At 64.0% G+C, this 16,394-nt stretch carries 17 protein-coding genes; 8 read left to right on the top strand and 9 right to left on the bottom strand.

Features of this window, described 5'->3' with window-relative positions; all coding sequences use genetic code 11:
* Nucleotides 1-32 precede the first annotated feature (32 nt).
* The 5 genes from phnK to phnG are packed head-to-tail and all read right to left on the bottom strand — an operon-like array spanning nucleotide 33 to nucleotide 4,009.
* A complete protein-coding gene (phnK, locus tag E1748_RS05230) occupies nucleotides 33-803 on the bottom strand; it encodes a phosphonate C-P lyase system protein PhnK (protein WP_133646069.1) in 771 nt (256 codons plus the stop codon).
* Nucleotides 800-1,735: an alpha-D-ribose 1-methylphosphonate 5-phosphate C-P-lyase PhnJ gene (locus E1748_RS05225; RefSeq protein WP_133646068.1), complete on the bottom strand. Its 936-nt coding sequence runs from the start codon at nucleotides 1,733-1,735 to the stop codon at nucleotides 800-802. Before E1748_RS05225 ends, phnK begins: the two co-directional genes overlap by 4 nt.
* Nucleotides 1,732-2,871, bottom strand: a complete 1,140-nt coding sequence (locus tag E1748_RS05220) for a carbon-phosphorus lyase complex subunit (RefSeq protein WP_133646067.1) — start codon at nucleotides 2,869-2,871, stop codon at nucleotides 1,732-1,734. Before E1748_RS05220 ends, E1748_RS05225 begins: the two co-directional genes overlap by 4 nt.
* Entirely contained in the window at nucleotides 2,871-3,512 is a 642-nt protein-coding gene (phnH, locus tag E1748_RS05215) for a phosphonate C-P lyase system protein PhnH (RefSeq protein ID WP_133647240.1), read from the bottom strand. The genes E1748_RS05220 and phnH overlap by 1 nt, the downstream gene beginning before the upstream one ends.
* A gap of 8 nt (nucleotides 3,513-3,520) precedes the next feature.
* Nucleotides 3,521-4,009, bottom strand: a complete 489-nt coding sequence (gene phnG, locus E1748_RS05210) for a phosphonate C-P lyase system protein PhnG (protein WP_133646066.1) — start codon at nucleotides 4,007-4,009, stop codon at nucleotides 3,521-3,523.
* A gap of 221 nt (nucleotides 4,010-4,230) precedes the next feature.
* Here phnG and phnF point away from each other — a divergent pair, with 221 nt between their 5' ends.
* The 4 genes from phnF to E1748_RS05190 all read left to right on the top strand — a co-directional run bounded on the left by phnF (nucleotide 4,231) and on the right by E1748_RS05190 (nucleotide 7,765).
* Complete coding sequence (gene phnF / locus E1748_RS05205) at nucleotides 4,231-4,989, top strand: phosphonate metabolism transcriptional regulator PhnF (protein WP_133646065.1); 759 nt, start codon at nucleotides 4,231-4,233, stop codon at nucleotides 4,987-4,989.
* On the top strand, nucleotides 4,986-5,717 hold the full coding sequence (locus tag E1748_RS05200) for a DUF1045 domain-containing protein (RefSeq protein ID WP_133646064.1): 732 nt from the start codon (nucleotides 4,986-4,988) through the stop codon (nucleotides 5,715-5,717). Before phnF ends, E1748_RS05200 begins: the two co-directional genes overlap by 4 nt.
* Nucleotides 5,718-5,720: 3 nt before the next feature.
* The gene (gene phnN / locus E1748_RS05195) at nucleotides 5,721-6,281 is read left to right on the top strand and encodes a phosphonate metabolism protein/1,5-bisphosphokinase (PRPP-forming) PhnN (protein WP_133646063.1); all 561 of its coding nucleotides are present in this window, start codon (nucleotides 5,721-5,723) and stop codon (nucleotides 6,279-6,281) included.
* A 266-nt stretch (nucleotides 6,282-6,547) separates the two neighbouring features.
* On the top strand, nucleotides 6,548-7,765 hold the full coding sequence (locus E1748_RS05190) for a M20 aminoacylase family protein (RefSeq protein WP_133646062.1): 1,218 nt from the start codon (nucleotides 6,548-6,550) through the stop codon (nucleotides 7,763-7,765).
* A 122-nt stretch (nucleotides 7,766-7,887) separates the two neighbouring features.
* On the opposite strand, the gene E1748_RS05185 is transcribed toward E1748_RS05190, so the two are convergent.
* The gene (locus E1748_RS05185; RefSeq protein WP_133646061.1) at nucleotides 7,888-8,403 is read right to left on the bottom strand and encodes a hypothetical protein; all 516 of its coding nucleotides are present in this window, start codon (nucleotides 8,401-8,403) and stop codon (nucleotides 7,888-7,890) included.
* Nucleotides 8,404-8,976: 573 nt separating this feature from the next.
* On the opposite strand from E1748_RS05185, the gene E1748_RS05180 reads away from it, so the two are divergent.
* Nucleotides 8,977-9,852, top strand: a complete 876-nt coding sequence (locus E1748_RS05180; RefSeq protein WP_133646060.1) for a lipid A biosynthesis lauroyl acyltransferase — start codon at nucleotides 8,977-8,979, stop codon at nucleotides 9,850-9,852.
* 9 nt (nucleotides 9,853-9,861) lie between these two features.
* Here E1748_RS05180 and E1748_RS05175 read toward each other — a convergent pair whose 3' ends face one another.
* The gene (locus tag E1748_RS05175) at nucleotides 9,862-10,671 is read right to left on the bottom strand and encodes an IclR family transcriptional regulator (protein WP_133646059.1); all 810 of its coding nucleotides are present in this window, start codon (nucleotides 10,669-10,671) and stop codon (nucleotides 9,862-9,864) included.
* Nucleotides 10,672-10,975: 304 nt separating this feature from the next.
* Here E1748_RS05175 and otnI point away from each other — a divergent pair, with 304 nt between their 5' ends.
* The 3 genes from otnI (at nucleotide 10,976) to pcaF (ending at nucleotide 14,151) form a co-directional block, all read left to right on the top strand.
* Nucleotides 10,976-11,764 carry a 2-oxo-tetronate isomerase gene (gene otnI / locus E1748_RS05170; protein WP_133646058.1) on the top strand — a complete coding sequence of 263 codons (789 nt, stop codon included), beginning with the start codon at nucleotides 10,976-10,978 and terminating at the stop codon, nucleotides 11,762-11,764.
* Between the two features lie 33 nt (nucleotides 11,765-11,797).
* Nucleotides 11,798-12,778 carry a D-erythronate dehydrogenase gene (gene denD, locus E1748_RS05165; protein ID WP_133646057.1) on the top strand — a complete coding sequence of 327 codons (981 nt, stop codon included), beginning with the start codon at nucleotides 11,798-11,800 and terminating at the stop codon, nucleotides 12,776-12,778.
* A 170-nt stretch (nucleotides 12,779-12,948) separates the two neighbouring features.
* Nucleotides 12,949-14,151 carry a 3-oxoadipyl-CoA thiolase gene (pcaF, locus tag E1748_RS05160; protein WP_133646056.1) on the top strand — a complete coding sequence of 401 codons (1,203 nt, stop codon included), beginning with the start codon at nucleotides 12,949-12,951 and terminating at the stop codon, nucleotides 14,149-14,151.
* Between the two features lie 125 nt (nucleotides 14,152-14,276).
* Here pcaF and E1748_RS05155 read toward each other — a convergent pair whose 3' ends face one another.
* Nucleotides 14,277-14,657 (bottom strand): DUF2917 domain-containing protein, encoded by a 381-nt coding sequence (locus E1748_RS05155; protein ID WP_240766329.1) that lies wholly within the window; start codon nucleotides 14,655-14,657, stop codon nucleotides 14,277-14,279.
* A gap of 267 nt (nucleotides 14,658-14,924) precedes the next feature.
* Nucleotides 14,925-16,346, bottom strand: coding sequence for a flagellar filament capping protein FliD (fliD, locus tag E1748_RS05150; RefSeq protein ID WP_133646055.1), 1,422 nt, complete (start codon nucleotides 16,344-16,346; stop codon nucleotides 14,925-14,927).
* Nucleotides 16,347-16,394: the final 48 nt, after the last annotated feature.

Below are 16,394 nucleotides of genomic sequence, written 5' to 3'. Positions count from 1 at the left end.
TTCCTGGCTCAACACGTTTCGTTCGCGGCGCATCAGACCGGCAGGACCGACGACACCAGCGTTTGCGTATACGGATGCTGCGGATCGTCGAGTACCTGGTCGGTGAGACCGGCCTCGACTACTTCGCCGCCCTGCATCACCATCAGCCGATGCGCGAGCAGCCGCGCGACGCCGATATCGTGCGTGACGATCAGCACCGACAGATGCAGCGTTGCAGTCAGCGTGCGCAGCAGATCGAGCAGACGCGCCTGCACCGAGACGTCGAGCCCGGCGGTGGGTTCGTCCATGAAGACGAGCCGCGGACCGGTGACCAGATTGCGCGCGATCTGCAGACGCTGCTGCATGCCGCCAGAAAACGCGGCGGGCAGTTCGTCGATGCGCGTGGCGTCGAGTTCGACGCGCTGCATCCACTGCGTCGCCGTATCGCGGATGCGGCCGTAGTGACGCGCACCGACCGCCATCAACGGCTCGCCGATATTCGCGCCCGCCGATACACCGGTGCGCAATCCGTCGCGCGGATTCTGCTGCACGAAGCCCCACTCGGTGCGCATCAGCAGACGACGGCGCGGTTCGGACAGCGCGAACAGATCGATGTCGTCGCCATGCGCGGCGGTGTAGTGCAGCGTGCCTGCATCGACCGGCGTGCGCAGTGCGAGCGTGTTCAGCAACGTCGTCTTGCCCGAACCCGATTCGCCGACGATGCACAGCACCTCGCCGGGGTACAGGTCGAAGCTGACGTTCGCGCATGCAGTGCGGTTGCCGTAGCGTTTGGTGATGCCGCGGGCACTCAGCAGCGGGGTCATGCGTCGGCTCCTTCGTTTTGCACGTTATCCGTTTCTTCGCGACGTTCACGGCAGTAGTCGCTATCCGAGCAGACGAACATCCTGCTGCCTGCGTCGTCGACGATCATCTCGTCGAGAAAGCTTTCCTTCGATCCGCACAGCGCACAAGCGTGGTGCCAGTGCTGCACTTCGAACGGATGGTCGTCGAAGTCGAGGCTGCGCACCGGCGTGTACGGCGGAATCGCGTGAATGCGCCGTTCGCGGCCCGCGCCGAACAGTTGCAGCGCAGGGTTCATGTGCATCTTCGGGTTGTCGAATTTCGGAATCGGCGACGGCGACGCGAGGTAGCGGCCGTTGACGATCACCGGGTAATCGTAGGTCGTCGCGATGCTGCCGTGATGCACGATGTCTTCGTAGAGCTTCACGCTGATGAGCCCGTAATCGGCGAGCGCATGCAGCTTGCGGCACTCGGAGACGCGCGGTTCCAGCCGATACAGCGGCTCGGGCATCGGCACCTGATAGACGAGAATCTGCTGCTCGGTGAGCGGCATCTCGGGGATGCGGTGACGCGTCTGGATGATCGTCGCTTCTGCGGTGCGCTGTGTTGTCGCGACACCGGTCGTGCGCGCGAAAAAGCGGCGAATGTTCACCGCGTTGGTGGTTTCGTCGGAGCCCTGATCGATGACCTTCAGCGTGTCGTTGCGACCGATGATCGCGGACGTCACCTGAATGCCGCCGGTGCCCCAGCCGAACGGCAGCGGCATTTCACGCGACGCGAACGGCACCTGATAGCCCGGCACCGCGACCGCTTTCAACAACGCGCGACGCAGCATGCGCTTGGTCTGTTCGTCGAGGTATGCGAAGTTGTAGCCCTCGGCGGAGCGGTCGTGTGAGCTGGTTGACGCCGCCGTGTGCGTATCGACGCTCGTTGGGGAGAGGTTGATCGTGCTCATGCGGCTTGTTCCTCGTCGAGCGGGTCGTTGCTGTCCGTGCTGGCCGACTGCGCAGCATGCTTCGCGCGCAGGCGACGCACCAGTTCGAGTTCGGACTGGAAGTCGACGTAGTGCGGCAACTTCAGATGCTGAACGAAGCCCGATGCCTCGACGTTATCGCTGTGCGACAACATGAACTCGACGCTCTGCGTCGGCGATGCGATCGTTTCGCCGAGTTCTTCGGCGCGTAACGCGCGATCCACCAAAGCCATTGCCATCGCCTTGCGTTCCGAATGGCCGAACGCGAGGCCGTAGCCCTGCGTGAACGTCGGCGGTACCTCGGTGCTGCCGGCGAACTGGTTGATCATCTGGCATTCGGTGATGTCGATGTCGCCGATCTCGACCGCCTCGCCGAGTTCGTCTAGTTCCATTTCGACCGCGACGGTACCGAAGCGGATTTCGCCTGCGAACGGATGCGAATGCGCGTAGCCGCGCTGCGTCGCGTAACCCATCGCGAGCAGGAAGCCTTCGTCGCCGCGTGCGAGATTCTGCAGTCGCGTCGCGCGGCTCGCGGGAAATGCGAGCGGTTCGCGTGAGAGATCGCCGGGTTCCGCTGCGTCGGGCGTGGGCGCTTCCTGTTCAATCAGTCCTTCGCGATCGAGCAATGCGACGACGCGGGGCATCGTTTCTTGCGGTGCGTGCGGCGTTTGTGTTGGGCTTGTGTTGGGTGCTTCGTCAGATACATCGCTTTCCGCGAGCAACGCGAAATCGAGCAGACGCTGCGTGTAATCGTAAGTCGCGCCGAGCAGTTGACCGCCGGGCAGATCCTTGAAGGTCGCCGAGATGCGCCGCTCGATGTGCATCCGCTCCGATTCGAGCGCACACGTATAGCCAAAACGCGGCAACGTCGTGCGATAGGCGCGCAGCAGAAAGATCGCTTCGACGAGATCGCCGGCGGCCTGCTTGATCGCGAGCGCGGCGAGATCTTCGTCGTACACCGACCCTTCGGTCATCACGCGCGCGACCGCGAGGCGCAACTGTTCGCGAATCTGCGCGACGCTCAGTTCGGCGAGCTGCGTATCGCCGCGGCGTTCCTTGTCGAGCAAACGCCACGATGCTTCGATCGCGCGTTCGCCTCCTTTGACGGCTACGTACATCAGTTCGTCTCCACACGGGTCGTGCGCGGCAGACCGACCACAGCGTCGCCACACACCAGATAGCAATCGATACCGCACGGAAAGAGCGGCGCGAGCGCAGCGCGCTCTTCCCAGAAATGCGCGGGCAGACCGAGCGGTGCAATCGTCTGCGTCGTCTTGATGCCGGGGCCGCTCAGCACGACGGGCGTGCCACCGGTAAGCGCTTCGACGCGCACCAGCAGCGTCACCGCATGCTCCGGTTCTTCCGGTTCTCCGAGCGGAAAGCTCGCGAGCGCGGGCAAGGTCTGTGCATCATGCACATACGCGAACGACGCTTCATGCGGCTCGTCGACGATCGGTGCACCCGTATGAAAACGCAACGCGGATGCGAGCGCGGTGTCCGGCTGCGCGAGCCACACGGGCGTCGTGTAGTCACACAGCGCGAGCAGCGCGGCGAACGCAGCGAGATCGGCGCGCGCGCGATGCGTGCCCGATGCGCGCGCGGCCGGCAGCACGTTCTCGATCGTGCCGACCGTGCCCGGACGCGACAGCACATCGAGCAGCGTGCGAAACACCGCCTGTGTGTCGTGCACTGGATCGACGAAGCCGGGTGTCAGCGTGGAGAGCGCGATCTGCGCATCGTTCTGCGCGTCGTTTTGCATGAAGGTCATCAGTCGCCCCGAACCATCGTGAAGAATTCGACGCGCGTGGACGCGACGTCGTCGTGTCGTGCGGCACGCGCGGCGGCGATCTGCGCGGCGAGCGGTTCGACCAGTTGCGTGTGCAGTCGCGCGTGATGCTCGGGCAGTTGCAGCAGCGCGTCGGCGAGTGCGGCCAGTTCGGCACGGCGGCGATCGCGGCCCAGATGGCACGCAACACCGACCGGCGCATGGTCTTGTGGTTCGCGCAGCCGCAACGTGGCGCGCGTGACCGTCGCCTCACCGAGATTGAACGGATCGCCGCTGCCGCCGACCCGGCCGCGCACCATCGCGAGCCCGATTTCCGGCGGACGCAGCCAGTCGAACTCCGGTGCCGCGATGTCGCCGAGCGCGCGTTGCAGCGCCGCTTCGAGATCGGCGCGTGGCGTGCGGGCAAACACGGCCATCCAGGCACGCCGTTCAGCAGAAGAGGGAGGAGACGCGGAAGAGGAGAGGCTCATCGAAGATTCCTGTCGAATCAGAAACTGCGCGGTGATGGTGCGTTGACGTTGCGGTGGGTGTCGAAAAAGCCCAGTCATTTGACCATCTATTCATCTAAACGTCTAGACGTTTTCGGATAAAATGCCGACGTGTGCCTCGTATGTGTCGTTTCATCATTTCATCACGGCGCGCGCACTACAATGCGTTCAACGATATTGGAACCGAAGGGAATGACAACACCATGACATCGAACGACGGCGCAACCCCTGGCACGACGGTCGAACGAGGCGGCGGCGTAGCCGTGTGGCGGCAGATCGAACAGATCCTCGCAGCGGAGATCGCAGCCAGCGGATTCGGCGAAGACGGCCGGCTGCCGAGCGAAGGGGAACTCGCCAAACGTTTCGACGTAAACCGGCACACCGTGCGTCGCGCGATGCTCGGACTCGCGGCACTCGGGCTCGTCAGTGTCGAGCAGGGACGCGGCACGTTCGTGCAGCCCGGCGCGATCGATTACACGATCGGACGCCGTACGCGCTTCACCGAGAACCTGCGTCAGCAGCATCACGCGGCGGCCGGGATGATGCTGTCGTCGTCGCGCGTGAAGGCGGAGCCGGGCGTCGCGAAGGCGCTCGGGTTGCGCGCGGGCGCGCCGGTATTTCGCATCGAGACGCTGCACGAATCGGACGGCGTGCCGCTCACGTATGCACGCAACTGGTACCCGGCTGCGCGCTTTGCGAATCTGCCGGAAGTGCTCGAACGTACCGGCGGCATCACGAAGGCGATGGCCGAACTCGGCGTCGCGGATTATCTGCGCAAGTGGAGTCGCATCGGTAGCGTGCTGCCCGACGCGGAAGTTGCGCGCCGTCTGAACATCAACCGTCAGCAGCCGGTGTTGTGGGTCGAGAACGTCGACGTCGATCTCGAAGGCACGCCGATCAAATACGGTTTCACGCATTTTGCCGCGGACCGCGTGCAGTTGATGGTGGAACACGACGTATGAGCGTAGTCGAAACGGATTGGCCCGCGACTGCGCGTTTTGCGCTGTACTACGCGCCGCCGGCTGCGTCTGCATGGTGGCACGCAGGTAGCGAATGGCTCGGTCGCGATGCGGAGCGTGACGACGTTTGTACCGCGCCGCAGCCTGAAGGTCTCGCACGTCCGCTCGCGGAACTGACGCATGCACCGCGTCGCTACGGCTGGCATGGCACGCTGGTCGCACCGTTCCGTCTCGCCGACGGCGTGACGCAGCACGACGTGCTTGGGGTTGCGCAACGCTGGGCACGCAGCCGCGATGCGTTCGCGCTGCCGGTCGATGCAGCGCAGCTCGGCAAGTTCATTGCACTGCGACCCGCGACATCGGAAGGCGAGGCGTCGATGCGCGAACTCGCGTCGAGTGCGTTGCAGGCGGTATCCGCGCTGCGTGCTGCGCCTTCTGCCGCCGATCTCGCGCGACGCCTCGAAGCGCCGCTCACGGATCGGCAACGCGCGTTGCTCATCGAATGGGGCTACCCATACGTGTTCGATGAATTCCGTTTTCACATGACGCTGTCGAATTCGCTCGACGATGCACACGAGCGCGACGTGCTGCTCGCGTGGTGGCATGCTCGCGTGCCGACGCTCGGGGCGCTGCCGATAAGTTACGCCGCGCTGTTCGTCGAACCCGAGCCCGGTGCGTCGTTCGTGTTGTGGCAACGGCTGGCGTTCGCCGCAGCGGACATGGAACACTGATCGATGAAAGGTCGTCTGATTTACGTCATGGGGCCGTCCGGCGCGGGCAAGGATGCGCTGCTCGGTTTCGCGCGCGAACGTCTCGCCGACGATGCGGTGCTGTTCGCGCATCGATACATCACGCGGCCGGTGGGCAGCGGAGAAAATCACATCGCGTTGTCGGTGGCCGAGTTCGACGTGCGTGCGTCGCTCGGGCTCTTTGCAATCGAATGGTCGAGTCACGCGCTGCGTTACGGGATCGGCATCGAACTCGATGCGTGGCTCGCGCGGGGTTGTGCGGTTGTCGTCAATGGGTCGCGGCAGCATCTGCCGCATGTGCTGGCTCGCTATCCGGATACCGAGGTCGTGCATGTGACTGCGGCGGCAGCGGTTCTCGCAGTACGGCTCGGCGCGCGCGGGCGCGAGACAGCCGATGAAATCGCCGCGCGTCTCGCGCGCGAAGCGCCGTTCGCATTGCCCGACGGCGTGCGGCTGACGACGATCGATAACTCCGGCACGCTCGAAGCGGCTGGGGATGTGTTTGTCGACACGCTGCGTGGGGCGCTGGAAAACGCGGCGCAGTGAGGTTCGTTGCAGCAAGCGGTAACGTGGGCCTTCAATTCGTAGCGCAGACTCCTCCCGCGCCGCAGTCTGCGGACGCGTCAGAACTACATCGGCAAATGGCTGGGCTCCCCGCCGGGGCGAAGAAACCATCGCGAAAGAAAGCCCGCGTGGGAACGCCGCATTTATTTTGAATAAAATGGCGTAAATACAGGGGCTCGACGATCGCTAGCCCATTGATGGCAATGACCCAGTCGAGCCCATCCATCGCCCCATCACCCGGAGTTCCCATGAGCGAAGCACCCGTCGCAGGTTCCTCATCCCATGCCGCAACACTGACCGCCGTCGCCGATCTGGAAAGCGCAACCGGCAGCCTGCGCGAAATCCGCCACCACATCCATCGGCATCCGGAACTCGCCTACGAGGAAGTCGCGACCGCGACGCTCGTCGCGGAGCGGCTCGAGCAATGGGGCTGGCAGGTCACGCGCGGCGTGGGCCGCACGGGTGTCGTCGGCACATTGAAGGCGGGCGACGGCACGCGCAGCATCGGTATCCGCGCGGACATGGACGCGCTGCCGATCATCGAGCAGACCGCTCTGCCGTACGCGAGCGAGACGCACGGCAAGATGCACGCATGCGGCCACGACGGCCACACGACGATGCTGCTGGGCGCCGCGCAGCACCTCGCCGCGACGCGTCGTTTTTCCGGCACTGTCCATCTGTATTTCCAGCCGGCCGAAGAAAGCGGCGTCGACAGCGGCGCGAAAAAGATGATCGACGACGGCCTGTTCGAACGCTTTCCGTGCGACGCGGTGTTCGGCCTGCACAATCATCCGGGCGCGGAGCCGGGCACGCTGCTGTTCCACAAGGGACCGTTTATGGCGGCGGGGGACAAGGCGGTGATTACCGTCGAGGGCGTCGGCGGGCATGCCGCGCGTCCGCATCTGACGGTGGACCCGGTCGTGATCGCCGCGAGCATCGTGATGGCGCTGCAGACCATCGTCGCGCGCAACATCGACCCGTCGCAGCCAGCGGTCGTGACGGTCGGCTCGATGCATGCGGGCACCGCGAACAACGTGATCGCGAGCACCGCGAAGCTCGAACTGAGCGTGCGCTCGTTCAGCCCCGAAGTACGCGCGCTGCTGAAGCAGCGCATCACCGAACTCGCGCAGAGCCAGGCTGCGAGCTACGGCGGCAAGGCGACGGTCGACTATATCGACGGCTATCCGGTGGTCGTGAATTCGGATGAAGAGACGCAGTTCGCGATCGACGTCGCACGCGAACTGGTCGGCGACGACCGCGTCGTCGCGCAGACCGACATGCTGATGGGCAGCGAGGACTTCGCGTTCATGCTGCAGCAGCGGCCCGGCACGTTCCTGCGGATCGGCAACGGCGTCGGCGAGGACGGCTGCATGGTGCACAACCCGCACTACGACTTCAACGATTTCAATCTGCCGATCGGTGCGGCGTTCTGGGCACGGCTCGTCGAGCGCTGGCTCGGCCGCTGAACTGCGCGGAGTAAGCCAGGTAAACAAAAACGGCGGCACGCGTAACGCGTCCGCCGCTTTGTTTTCAGCATTGCTGCAATCGATCCGCTACCGGTAGGTGGTACGAACCGTGCCGGCGAGGATCAGAATCCGCCTCCGATGCCGCCAGGACCGATCGTGAGATTACCCATGGTCGCTCCGATGCCGCCGGGACCGACCGTGTAGTTAACCCCGCCTCCCTGTTGTGCCGGTGCCGACGTGCAGGTATTTTTTCCCATCGGCGACAAACACGGATCGGGTCTCCCGCCGCCGAACGAACTGGCGATCGCATTATTCCTGGCTATTTCCTTTGCTGCGAACTTTTGCGTGGCCTTATTTCTCGCTTCCATAATGGAATTCATTTTCTTCGACCAGACGCGTGCCTTTGCCTTGTCGTGAGCAGCTAGAATCTGCTGACCTTCCGGAATCATCTTTCCTATTTCAAGATCGTATCGAATCACTTCGGGCGGCATCTGCTTCGCACGCACCGACGCGCGGTCCTGTTCGACGACCTTGTCCCAGTCGGCAGTAGAAAGCGAATTGTCCGATCCTGCTGCGGCGGTGCTCCGGTTCTGCACCGGAGCGATTCCGGCTGCGCCCTGGTTTTGCGGGGGAACCATGCACCCAGCCAGAACCGTTGTGACGAAAAGCGCCGAGATACATTGACTCGTTATGGCTCTCATAGTGTCTCCCCAAGAGATTGTGCCGTTTGTCCAGACCGTGGATCCGGATTTATAAGTTAAACGGCGATAGTCATCATGCTTTCGATTTAATCGCTGCCAGTGTCGCGAAGTATGCCCCACTCGCGCAATACGGAGTACTCAATCCTGGGGAATATTCAACGGCGGAAACCGGGTGGTTTCCCGCTCGGGCCACGCAGGCCCCGAGGGTCGTCGACCGACCTCGAAATGAGTAGCCCAGGGGCCGCGTGCAATAATGCGCACGCTCGCGGTAACCCATGGCGCTGCCCTTTGGGCATCTACCTATGTCCCGCCTGCTCTCCGCGGCGATTGCGCCGCCCAGACCTCGAAACCTGATCTGGAGACTGAGATCCTCCGTCACGCGACGCATCGCTTCAATCCGGCGCGTCAGCACAACGGCGTGTTTCTGCACCTCGCTTTAAAGGTCGTTCGCTGTCCGCGAACCTTGGCACTCCCACATGGCGCAGTCGGCCATTGCACGCAGGAACAACGGTGGAACAACTCGGTCATGCTCTTCTTGTCATACTGCTGCGCACGTTCTCGGTTCTTCCCTATCCGCTGGTCGCGAGGTTCGGCAGCGTTCTCGGCGTAGCGCTGTACGCGTTTCCGAGCCGTCGAAAGCACGTGGTGCTGGTGAATCTGCGGCTGTGTTTTCCGGACAAGACCGCGCGCGAACACGACGACCTCGCGAGGGCGCATTTCCGGCAGGTTGTCCGCAGCTATCTCGAACGGGGCATTCAATGGTTCGGTAGCGAGAAGACGATCAGGAACATCGTCGAGATCGACAGCAAGCTCGATCTCGACGACACGAATGCGCCGCCGACGATCTTCATGGGGTTTCACTTCGTCGGCATCGAGGTTGGATGCATGCTGTACTCGACGCAACTGCCGGTCGCCGCGCTGTACACACGGATGTCGAACACGCGGATGTGCGACCTTGCCAAACAGCAGCGCGGCAGATTCGGCGCGGAGATGATCGAACGCTCGACGAGCGCCAGAAAAATCGTCGGCATACTGCGTTCCGGCAAACCCGTGATGCTCGCCGCGGACATGGATCACGGCGTCGAGAATTCGGTTTTTGTGCCGTTCTTCGGCGTGGAGACCTGCACGCTGACCTCCGTCTCACGACTCGCAAGACTGGGCCGTGCGCGCGTCGTGCCGTTCGTGACGGAAGTGCTGCCGGATTTCAAAGGGTACAAACTGACGATCTTCGAGCCGCTCGACGGCTTCCCGTCCGCAAGCGATACGGACGACGCGTCGAGAATGAACGCGTTTCTCGAGACCCAGATCCTGCGCTTTCCCGAACAGTATTACTGGGTGCATCGGCGGTTCAAACATCGGCCGCCCGGCGTGCCGGGCGTGTATTGACCGCCGCGCTCAACTCCGCCGCGCCACCATTTCCGAAACCGTCTGCGCTGCATTCTGCAGCGGTTCGAGAAACGTCTTCACCATCTGCTTCGCCGAATTGCGCTGCGCGTTGCCGCTGATGTTCATCGCGGCGATCACGCGGCCCTGGCGGTTGCGGATCGGCGCCGATAGCGAGATCAATCCCACCTCCAGTTCCTGATCGACGATCGCCCAACCCTGGCGACGCACGAGTGCGATGGCTTTCTTCAGCTCGTCGCGATCGGTGATCGTGCGCTGCGTGTGCGCGTAGAGCGGGGCGAGGCCGAGGGTCGCGTCGAGCGCGTCGTCGTCGAGTGCGGCGAGCAGCACGCGGCCCATCGACGTGCAGTACGCGGGCAGCCGGCTGCCGATCGACAGATTGATTGTCATGATCTTGTGCGTCGGCACGCGCAGCACGTAGACGATCTCGCTGCGGTCGAGCACCGCGGCCGAACAGCTCTCGTGCACCTGCGCGGACAGATCTTCCATCACCGGTTCGGCGAGATTCCAGAACGGCATCGACGTCAGGTACGCGAAGCCGAGATCGAGAATTCTCGGTGTCAGGCGAAACAGACGGCCTTCGGCTTCGACGTAGCCGAGCGTCTGCAGCGTTAGCAGGATGCGGCGTGCGCCGGCGCGCGTGAGGCCGGTTGCGGCGGCGACGTCGGTGAGCGTCTGCTCGGGGCGCTCCGCGTTGAACGCGCGGATCACCCCGAGGCCGCGCGCGAACGACTGCACATAGGAGTCGCCGGGTTTTTCCGGGACGGGCTCGGCGGAAGACGACGGCAGGACTTTGCTCATGGGCCTGTAGGAATGAGGGCGCTTGCGGGCGGCGCGTCGGCGAGATTCCGGCTGAATCCACACCGATGGCCACAGCACGGCAGAAAGCCGTGACGATAGCTCAAGCGTTGTCTTTCGCCAACCTCCAAGGTTTTTGCCGGAGCGCTAGGGTTTTCATGGATGCCTGCGCGATTGTCGCGAGTTCGGCGCAATCGGCTTTACGGTGACCACTTCATTTGCGGACAATACGGCGATGTCGATTGCATTTCGATCGACACGCCGAATACACCAATGCACGACCCCACGTTTCATAGGAGCAGTCGCCATGCCTCGCTTCGCAGCGAATCTCTCGATGATGTACACCGAGCACGGTTTCCTCGACCGGTTCGGCGCGGCCGCGCAGGACGGCTTCAAGGCCGCCGAGTTTCTGTTTCCGTACGATTTCCCCGCCGCCGAACTGAAGGCCCGGCTCGATGCGCATGGCCTCACGCAGGCGCTGTTCAATGCGCCGCCCGGCGACTGGGCGAACGGTGAACGCGGCATCGCGTCGCTGCCGGGACGCGAGGACGAGTTCCGCCGCAGCGTCGACACCGCGCTTGAGTACGCGCGTGCGCTCGGCAACCGCAAGCTGCACGTGATGGCGGGTTTGATCGGCGCGGACCAGTCGCGCGAACGTCATCGCGAGGTCTATCTGCGCAATCTCGCGCATGCCGCCGAGGCCGCACTCGCCGACGGCATCACGGTCGTCATCGAGCCGATCAACACGCGCGACATCCCGGGCTTCTTCCTGAACCGCCAGGACGACGCGCAGGCGATCTGCGCGGAAGTCGGCGCGGCGAACCTGAAGGTGCAGTTCGACTGCTATCACTGCCAGATCGTCGAGGGCGATCTCGCGGTGAAGCTCAAGCGCGACATGGCCGGCATCGGCCACATCCAGATAGCAGGCGTACCCGAGCGGCACGAACCGGACCTCGGCGAACTGAACTACCCGTACCTGTTCGATCTGATCGATGCGCTCGGCTACGACGGCTACATCGGCTGCGAGTACCGGCCGCGCGCGGGCACATCGGCGGGACTCGGCTGGCTCAAACCGTACCTGCGCAATGCAGGCTGATCGGGTCGATCGAAGCAAAGGACGAACATCATCATGAAAGTACTGATTACCGGCGGCGCCGGTTTTCTCGGTCAGCGTCTCGCGCGCGAACTGCTGGCGCGCGGCGCGTTGAAGGACGCCGACGGCGTGATGCGGCCGCTGTCCGAACTCGTGCTGCTCGACGTCGCGCAGCCAGTCGGTTTCGATGACCGCCGCGTGCGCACGCAGGTCGGCGATATCGAGGACGCGTGCGTGCTGGCGAAAGCAATCGACGGCGATACCGCGGCGATCTTTCATCTGGCCGCGATCGTCAGCGGCCAGGCGGAAGCGGACTTCGATCTCGGGATGCGGATCAACCTCGACGCGTCGCGTCTGCTGCTGGAGGCTTGCCGGCAGCGCGGGAACCGGCCGCGTGTCGTGTTCACGAGTTCGGTGGCGGTGTACGGCGGCGATCTGCCCGACGTCGTGCAAAACGATACGGCGCTGAACCCGCAGTCGTCGTACGGCACGCAGAAGGCAATCGCCGAGCTGCTGCTGAACGACTACTCGCGACGCGGTTTCATCGACGGCCGCGTGCTGCGTCTGCCGACCATCAGCGTGCGGCCGGGCAAGCCGAATGCGGCGGCTTCGTCGTTCGCGAGCGGGATCATCCGCGAGCCGCTGAACGGCGAAGCGGCGGTGTGTCCGGTCGCGGGCAGCACGCGGCTGTGGCTGCTGTCGCCGCGCAAGGCGATCGACAGTCTGATCGCGGGGCTCGAGATCGATGCCGCCGCACTGGGCAATCAGCGTGTGCTGAATCTGCCGGGCATTTCGGTGAGCGTCGACGAGATGGTCGCGGCGCTACGCGACGTAGCCGGCGACGAGGTCGTGAAGCGGATCGTGTGGCAGCCGGATGCGCGTGTCGAGAAGATCGTCGGCAGCTGGCCGGGGCAGTGGGACACGTCGCGTGCGGAAGGGCTCGGACTGTCCAGCGATCGCTCGTTTGCCGATGTGATTCGCGGTTATATCGAGGACGAGCGGATCGAGGTTCGTTGACGCGGCGTTGTGCTCCCGTAGCCCGGCTTGACACGCTTTCCGGCACAGGCCTATCATCGGCTTCGAGTGTTCGATATACGATTTATTGTTCATATATCGAACAATGGATTTTATACCGAAGCGCAGGAAGCCCCGCTTCCCACGCACCCGGCATTCTCCGGAGACATGTAATGACCGAAGCTTTCCTGTGCGACGCCGTTCGCACGCCGATTGGCCGCTATGCGGGCGCGTTGTCGTCGGTTCGCGCGGACGATCTCGGCGCGGTGCCGTTGAAGGCGCTGATCGAGCGCAACAAGGAAGTCGACTGGAACGCAATCGACGACGTGATCTACGGCTGCGCAAACCAGGCCGGCGAAGACAACCGCAATGTCGCGCGGATGTCGCTGCTGCTCGCGGGCTTGCCGCAGGGCGTGCCCGGTTCGACGGTGAACCGGCTGTGCGGCTCGGGCATGGACGCGATCGGGATCGCGGCGCGCGCACTCAAGTCGGGCGAAGCGGGGTTGATGCTCGCGGGCGGTGTCGAAAGCATGAGCCGCGCGCCGTTCGTGATGGGCAAGGCGACCAGCGCGTTCTCGCGCCAGGCCGACATCTTCGATACGACGATCGGCTGGCGTTTCGTCAATCCGCTGATGAAGCAGATGTACGGCGTCGACTCGATGCCGGAAACCGGCGAGAACGTCGCGCAGGAATACGGCGTGAGCCGCGCCGATCAGGATGCGTTCGCGTTACGCAGCCAGCAGAAGGCCGCACGTGCGCAGCGCGACGGCACGCTCGCGCAGGAGATCGTCGCGGTGACGATCGCGCAGAAGAAGGGCGATCCGCTTGTCGTGTCGCAGGACGAGCATCCGCGCGAAACGAGCCTCGAAGCGCTCGCGAAACTGAAGGGCGTCGTGCGGCCGGACGGCACGGTGACGGCCGGCAATGCATCGGGCGTGAACGACGGCGCTGCGGCCTTGCTGCTCGCGAACGAAGAGAACGCGAAGCGCTTCGGCCTGACGCCGCGTGCACGCGTGCTCGGCATCGCGACCGCGGGTGTCGCGCCGCGCGTGATGGGCATCGGCCCGGCACCTGCCACGCAGAAACTGCTCGCGCGTCTGAACATGACCATCGACCAGTTCGACGTGATCGAACTGAACGAAGCGTTCGCATCGCAAGGGCTCGCGGTGTTGCGCCAGCTCGGCGTCGCCGACGACGATCCGCGCGTGAATCCGAACGGCGGCGCAATCGCGCTCGGCCATCCGCTCGGAATGAGCGGTGCGCGACTGGTCACCACGGCGATGTATCAACTGCAGCGCACGAATGGCCGCTTCGCGCTGTGCACGATGTGCATCGGCGTCGGGCAGGGCATTGCGCTGGCGATCGAACGGGTGTGATTTTCAGCACGCGTGAAGACGCGTGCGTGAAGTCGTCTCGCGCGGCGTGAACCAGCCGCGCGAGACTTTGTAATGCACATCGAATCCAGCTTTCGCCGCCGACGTCGCACACCGGTCGCAAGCCACTAGCGCGAAACTGGCGCGGCGATCTCGGTGTTCATCCGCAACAACCGGCTAAGCCAGCGCCTTATCGGATGACTCGACATCCGCAGCTTGCTGCGCACCGAAACGCGTGTCGCACCGTCGCCGTCCGTGCTCATCCAGACGCGCTCGCCGCGGGTCAATTGCAACTCCGCGCCGGGCGTGAGCCAGTGGTCGTAAGGGCTTTGCGCGCGCGTCAGCCAGATGCGCGCATCGTGCACGTGCATCCGTGCATCGCACGCGACACGCCACGAATGCGTCGCACCGGGCGACAGCATGAAATGCACGACCACCTCCGGCAACCGTTCGGGGTGCCAGTCATACGATTCATACTCGGGGTACTGTGGACTCGCCTCTTCCATCATGCTCTCCGTCGATAAAGCCGTCTGACGGAGGCGCCTTTTCCATTTTCACGACTGGTAAAAAGCAAAAGGCCCCATCCGTTTCCGGCGGGGCCTTTGGGATCTGTTCTTACGCTGACTGCTAACGCATACGCATTCCCCAATGCCCGCCACAGGTGGCATGCATTGTTCGATTGAACGCGTGGGCGCAGGAGGATGGGTAGGTCAGCATGGAAGCGAGTGTGGCGGGATGACGCTACGTTGTCAATACGAAAACGCCGCCCCGTCGCATCACTTGTTGCGCGACAACGCGCCTGCGTTGTTGTCGCCGCCGAACAGCTGCGTCAGGTAGTTCTTGTTGTTGTTCATCGTCGTCATCAGGTTGTTCAGCGCCGTGAACTGCGCGTTGTACTGCTTCGTGAGCGTGGTCGAGTATGTCTGCAGTTGTGCCGACTGTTCCTTCAACGACGCCAGATCCGAGTTGAGTGCCTGGGTACGCGTATCGATCAGACCGCTCTTCTGCACGTAGGTCGTCGCGAAGCGATTCAGCGATGCGCCGATCCCGTTGCTCGTGTTGAACAGCGCGGCGACCGCGCCGGGCGTTGCCGACATCGCCGTCTGCAGCTTCGTGCTGTCGAGCTTCAGCGTGCCGTCGTGTTGCAGGTCGATGCCGATCGACGTCAGGCTATGCGTCTTGCCGCCCGACGACACGCCCCGGCTCAGGATGTCCGCGAGACCGTTGGTCACGTCGCGCAGCATCGCGTCGCCGAGCAGCGGCGCGGCCTGCGATCCCGCTGCCGCGTTCGGATCGTAGGACGACAGCGAGTGGGCGGTCGTTACGTACGCGTTGTACGCGGTCACGAAGTTGCCGATCGCGGTGCTGCCCGCGGTGTCGTCGACGGCGACCGTCAAGGTCTGCTTCGTGTTTGCGGCGGCCGTGGTGAGGTTGATCGTCACGCCCGGCAGCGCATCCGTAATCGTGTTGCTCGCGCTCTTCACTGGACTACCGTCGATCGTGAACTGCGCGTCCTGCGCCCTGGTTACTTCGCGGAAGCCCGACGAGTCGAGCCGCGTATCGAGTCCGCCGCTTGCCTTCAGCGAGACGACGTTCGCCTCGCCCGTTTCCTTCGATGTCACGACGAGATGCTGCCCGTCGGCCCCATTGACGACGCTCGCCGTCACGCCGGGGTTGTCCGACGCGCTGTTGATCGCGGCGGCGATCGCCGTGACCGAATTGTTCGATGCCCCGACGTTGACCGCGAACGACTTGCTGCCGACACCGACCGTCAGCGTGCCGGTGCCGAACGTCGTGTTGGCGGCGAAGCCGTTCGACGACAGCTTGTGCGCGGTCGCGACAGTAGTGATGTCGAGTTCGTAGTTGCCGGTGGTGGCGCCTTTGCTCGTGGTGGCCGTGACGCCTTTACCGCTCGCCGTCGCGGCGAAGTGCGCCAGCGCGGTGCCGTCGGCGAGGCCCGCGACGGCGGTCTGCAGCGCCGACAGCGCGGACTTCAGCTTGCCGATCGCGGACACCTGGCTGTTGTCGAGGTTCTGCTTGTTCGTGATTTGCGTGGTGCGACCCACGGTCTTCGAGGTGACGAGCGCCTGGACCAGCTTGTCGACGTCGAGCGACGAGTTGGTCGAACCGCTGATGATCGATTGCGCGGCCTGCGCGAGCAGGCTGGCGGTGTCGGTAGTACTCGGGGTGGTGGCCATGCAGCGCTCCGTTCGTGTCGGGACAGGAGGTGACGAGTGAGAGTTGAG

It is taken from the genome of Paraburkholderia flava (genome assembly GCF_004359985.1).
GTDB classification, from domain to species: domain Bacteria; phylum Pseudomonadota; class Gammaproteobacteria; order Burkholderiales; family Burkholderiaceae; genus Paraburkholderia; species Paraburkholderia flava.
Note: the sequence above shows the minus strand (reverse complement) of the source record. Positions and strands in the feature narration are given on the sequence as shown.

Excerpts from the sequence above, each read along its gene's own strand:
- phnK (WP_133646069.1), bottom strand. The coding sequence starts at position 803 with ATGACCCCGCTGCTGAGTGCCCGCGGCATCACCAAACGCTACGGCAAC.
- E1748_RS05225 (WP_133646068.1), bottom strand. The coding sequence starts at position 1,735 with ATGAGCACGATCAACCTCTCCCCAACGAGCGTCGATACGCACACGGCG.
- E1748_RS05220 (WP_133646067.1), bottom strand. The coding sequence starts at position 2,871 with ATGTACGTAGCCGTCAAAGGAGGCGAACGCGCGATCGAAGCATCGTGG.
- phnH (WP_133647240.1), bottom strand. The coding sequence starts at position 3,512 with ATGCAAAACGACGCGCAGAACGATGCGCAGATCGCGCTCTCCACGCTG.
- phnG (WP_133646066.1), bottom strand. The coding sequence starts at position 4,009 with ATGAGCCTCTCCTCTTCCGCGTCTCCTCCCTCTTCTGCTGAACGGCGT.
- phnF (WP_133646065.1), top strand. The coding sequence starts at position 4,231 with ATGACATCGAACGACGGCGCAACCCCTGGCACGACGGTCGAACGAGGC.
- E1748_RS05200 (WP_133646064.1), top strand. The coding sequence starts at position 4,986 with ATGAGCGTAGTCGAAACGGATTGGCCCGCGACTGCGCGTTTTGCGCTG.
- phnN (WP_133646063.1), top strand. The coding sequence starts at position 5,721 with ATGAAAGGTCGTCTGATTTACGTCATGGGGCCGTCCGGCGCGGGCAAG.
- E1748_RS05190 (WP_133646062.1), top strand. The coding sequence starts at position 6,548 with ATGAGCGAAGCACCCGTCGCAGGTTCCTCATCCCATGCCGCAACACTG.
- E1748_RS05185 (WP_133646061.1), bottom strand. The coding sequence starts at position 8,403 with ATGGTTCCCCCGCAAAACCAGGGCGCAGCCGGAATCGCTCCGGTGCAG.
- E1748_RS05175 (WP_133646059.1), bottom strand. The coding sequence starts at position 10,671 with ATGAGCAAAGTCCTGCCGTCGTCTTCCGCCGAGCCCGTCCCGGAAAAA.
- otnI (WP_133646058.1), top strand. The coding sequence starts at position 10,976 with ATGCCTCGCTTCGCAGCGAATCTCTCGATGATGTACACCGAGCACGGT.
- denD (WP_133646057.1), top strand. The coding sequence starts at position 11,798 with ATGAAAGTACTGATTACCGGCGGCGCCGGTTTTCTCGGTCAGCGTCTC.
- pcaF (WP_133646056.1), top strand. The coding sequence starts at position 12,949 with ATGACCGAAGCTTTCCTGTGCGACGCCGTTCGCACGCCGATTGGCCGC.
- E1748_RS05155 (WP_240766329.1), bottom strand. The coding sequence starts at position 14,657 with ATGATGGAAGAGGCGAGTCCACAGTACCCCGAGTATGAATCGTATGAC.
- fliD (WP_133646055.1), bottom strand. The coding sequence starts at position 16,346 with ATGGCCACCACCCCGAGTACTACCGACACCGCCAGCCTGCTCGCGCAG.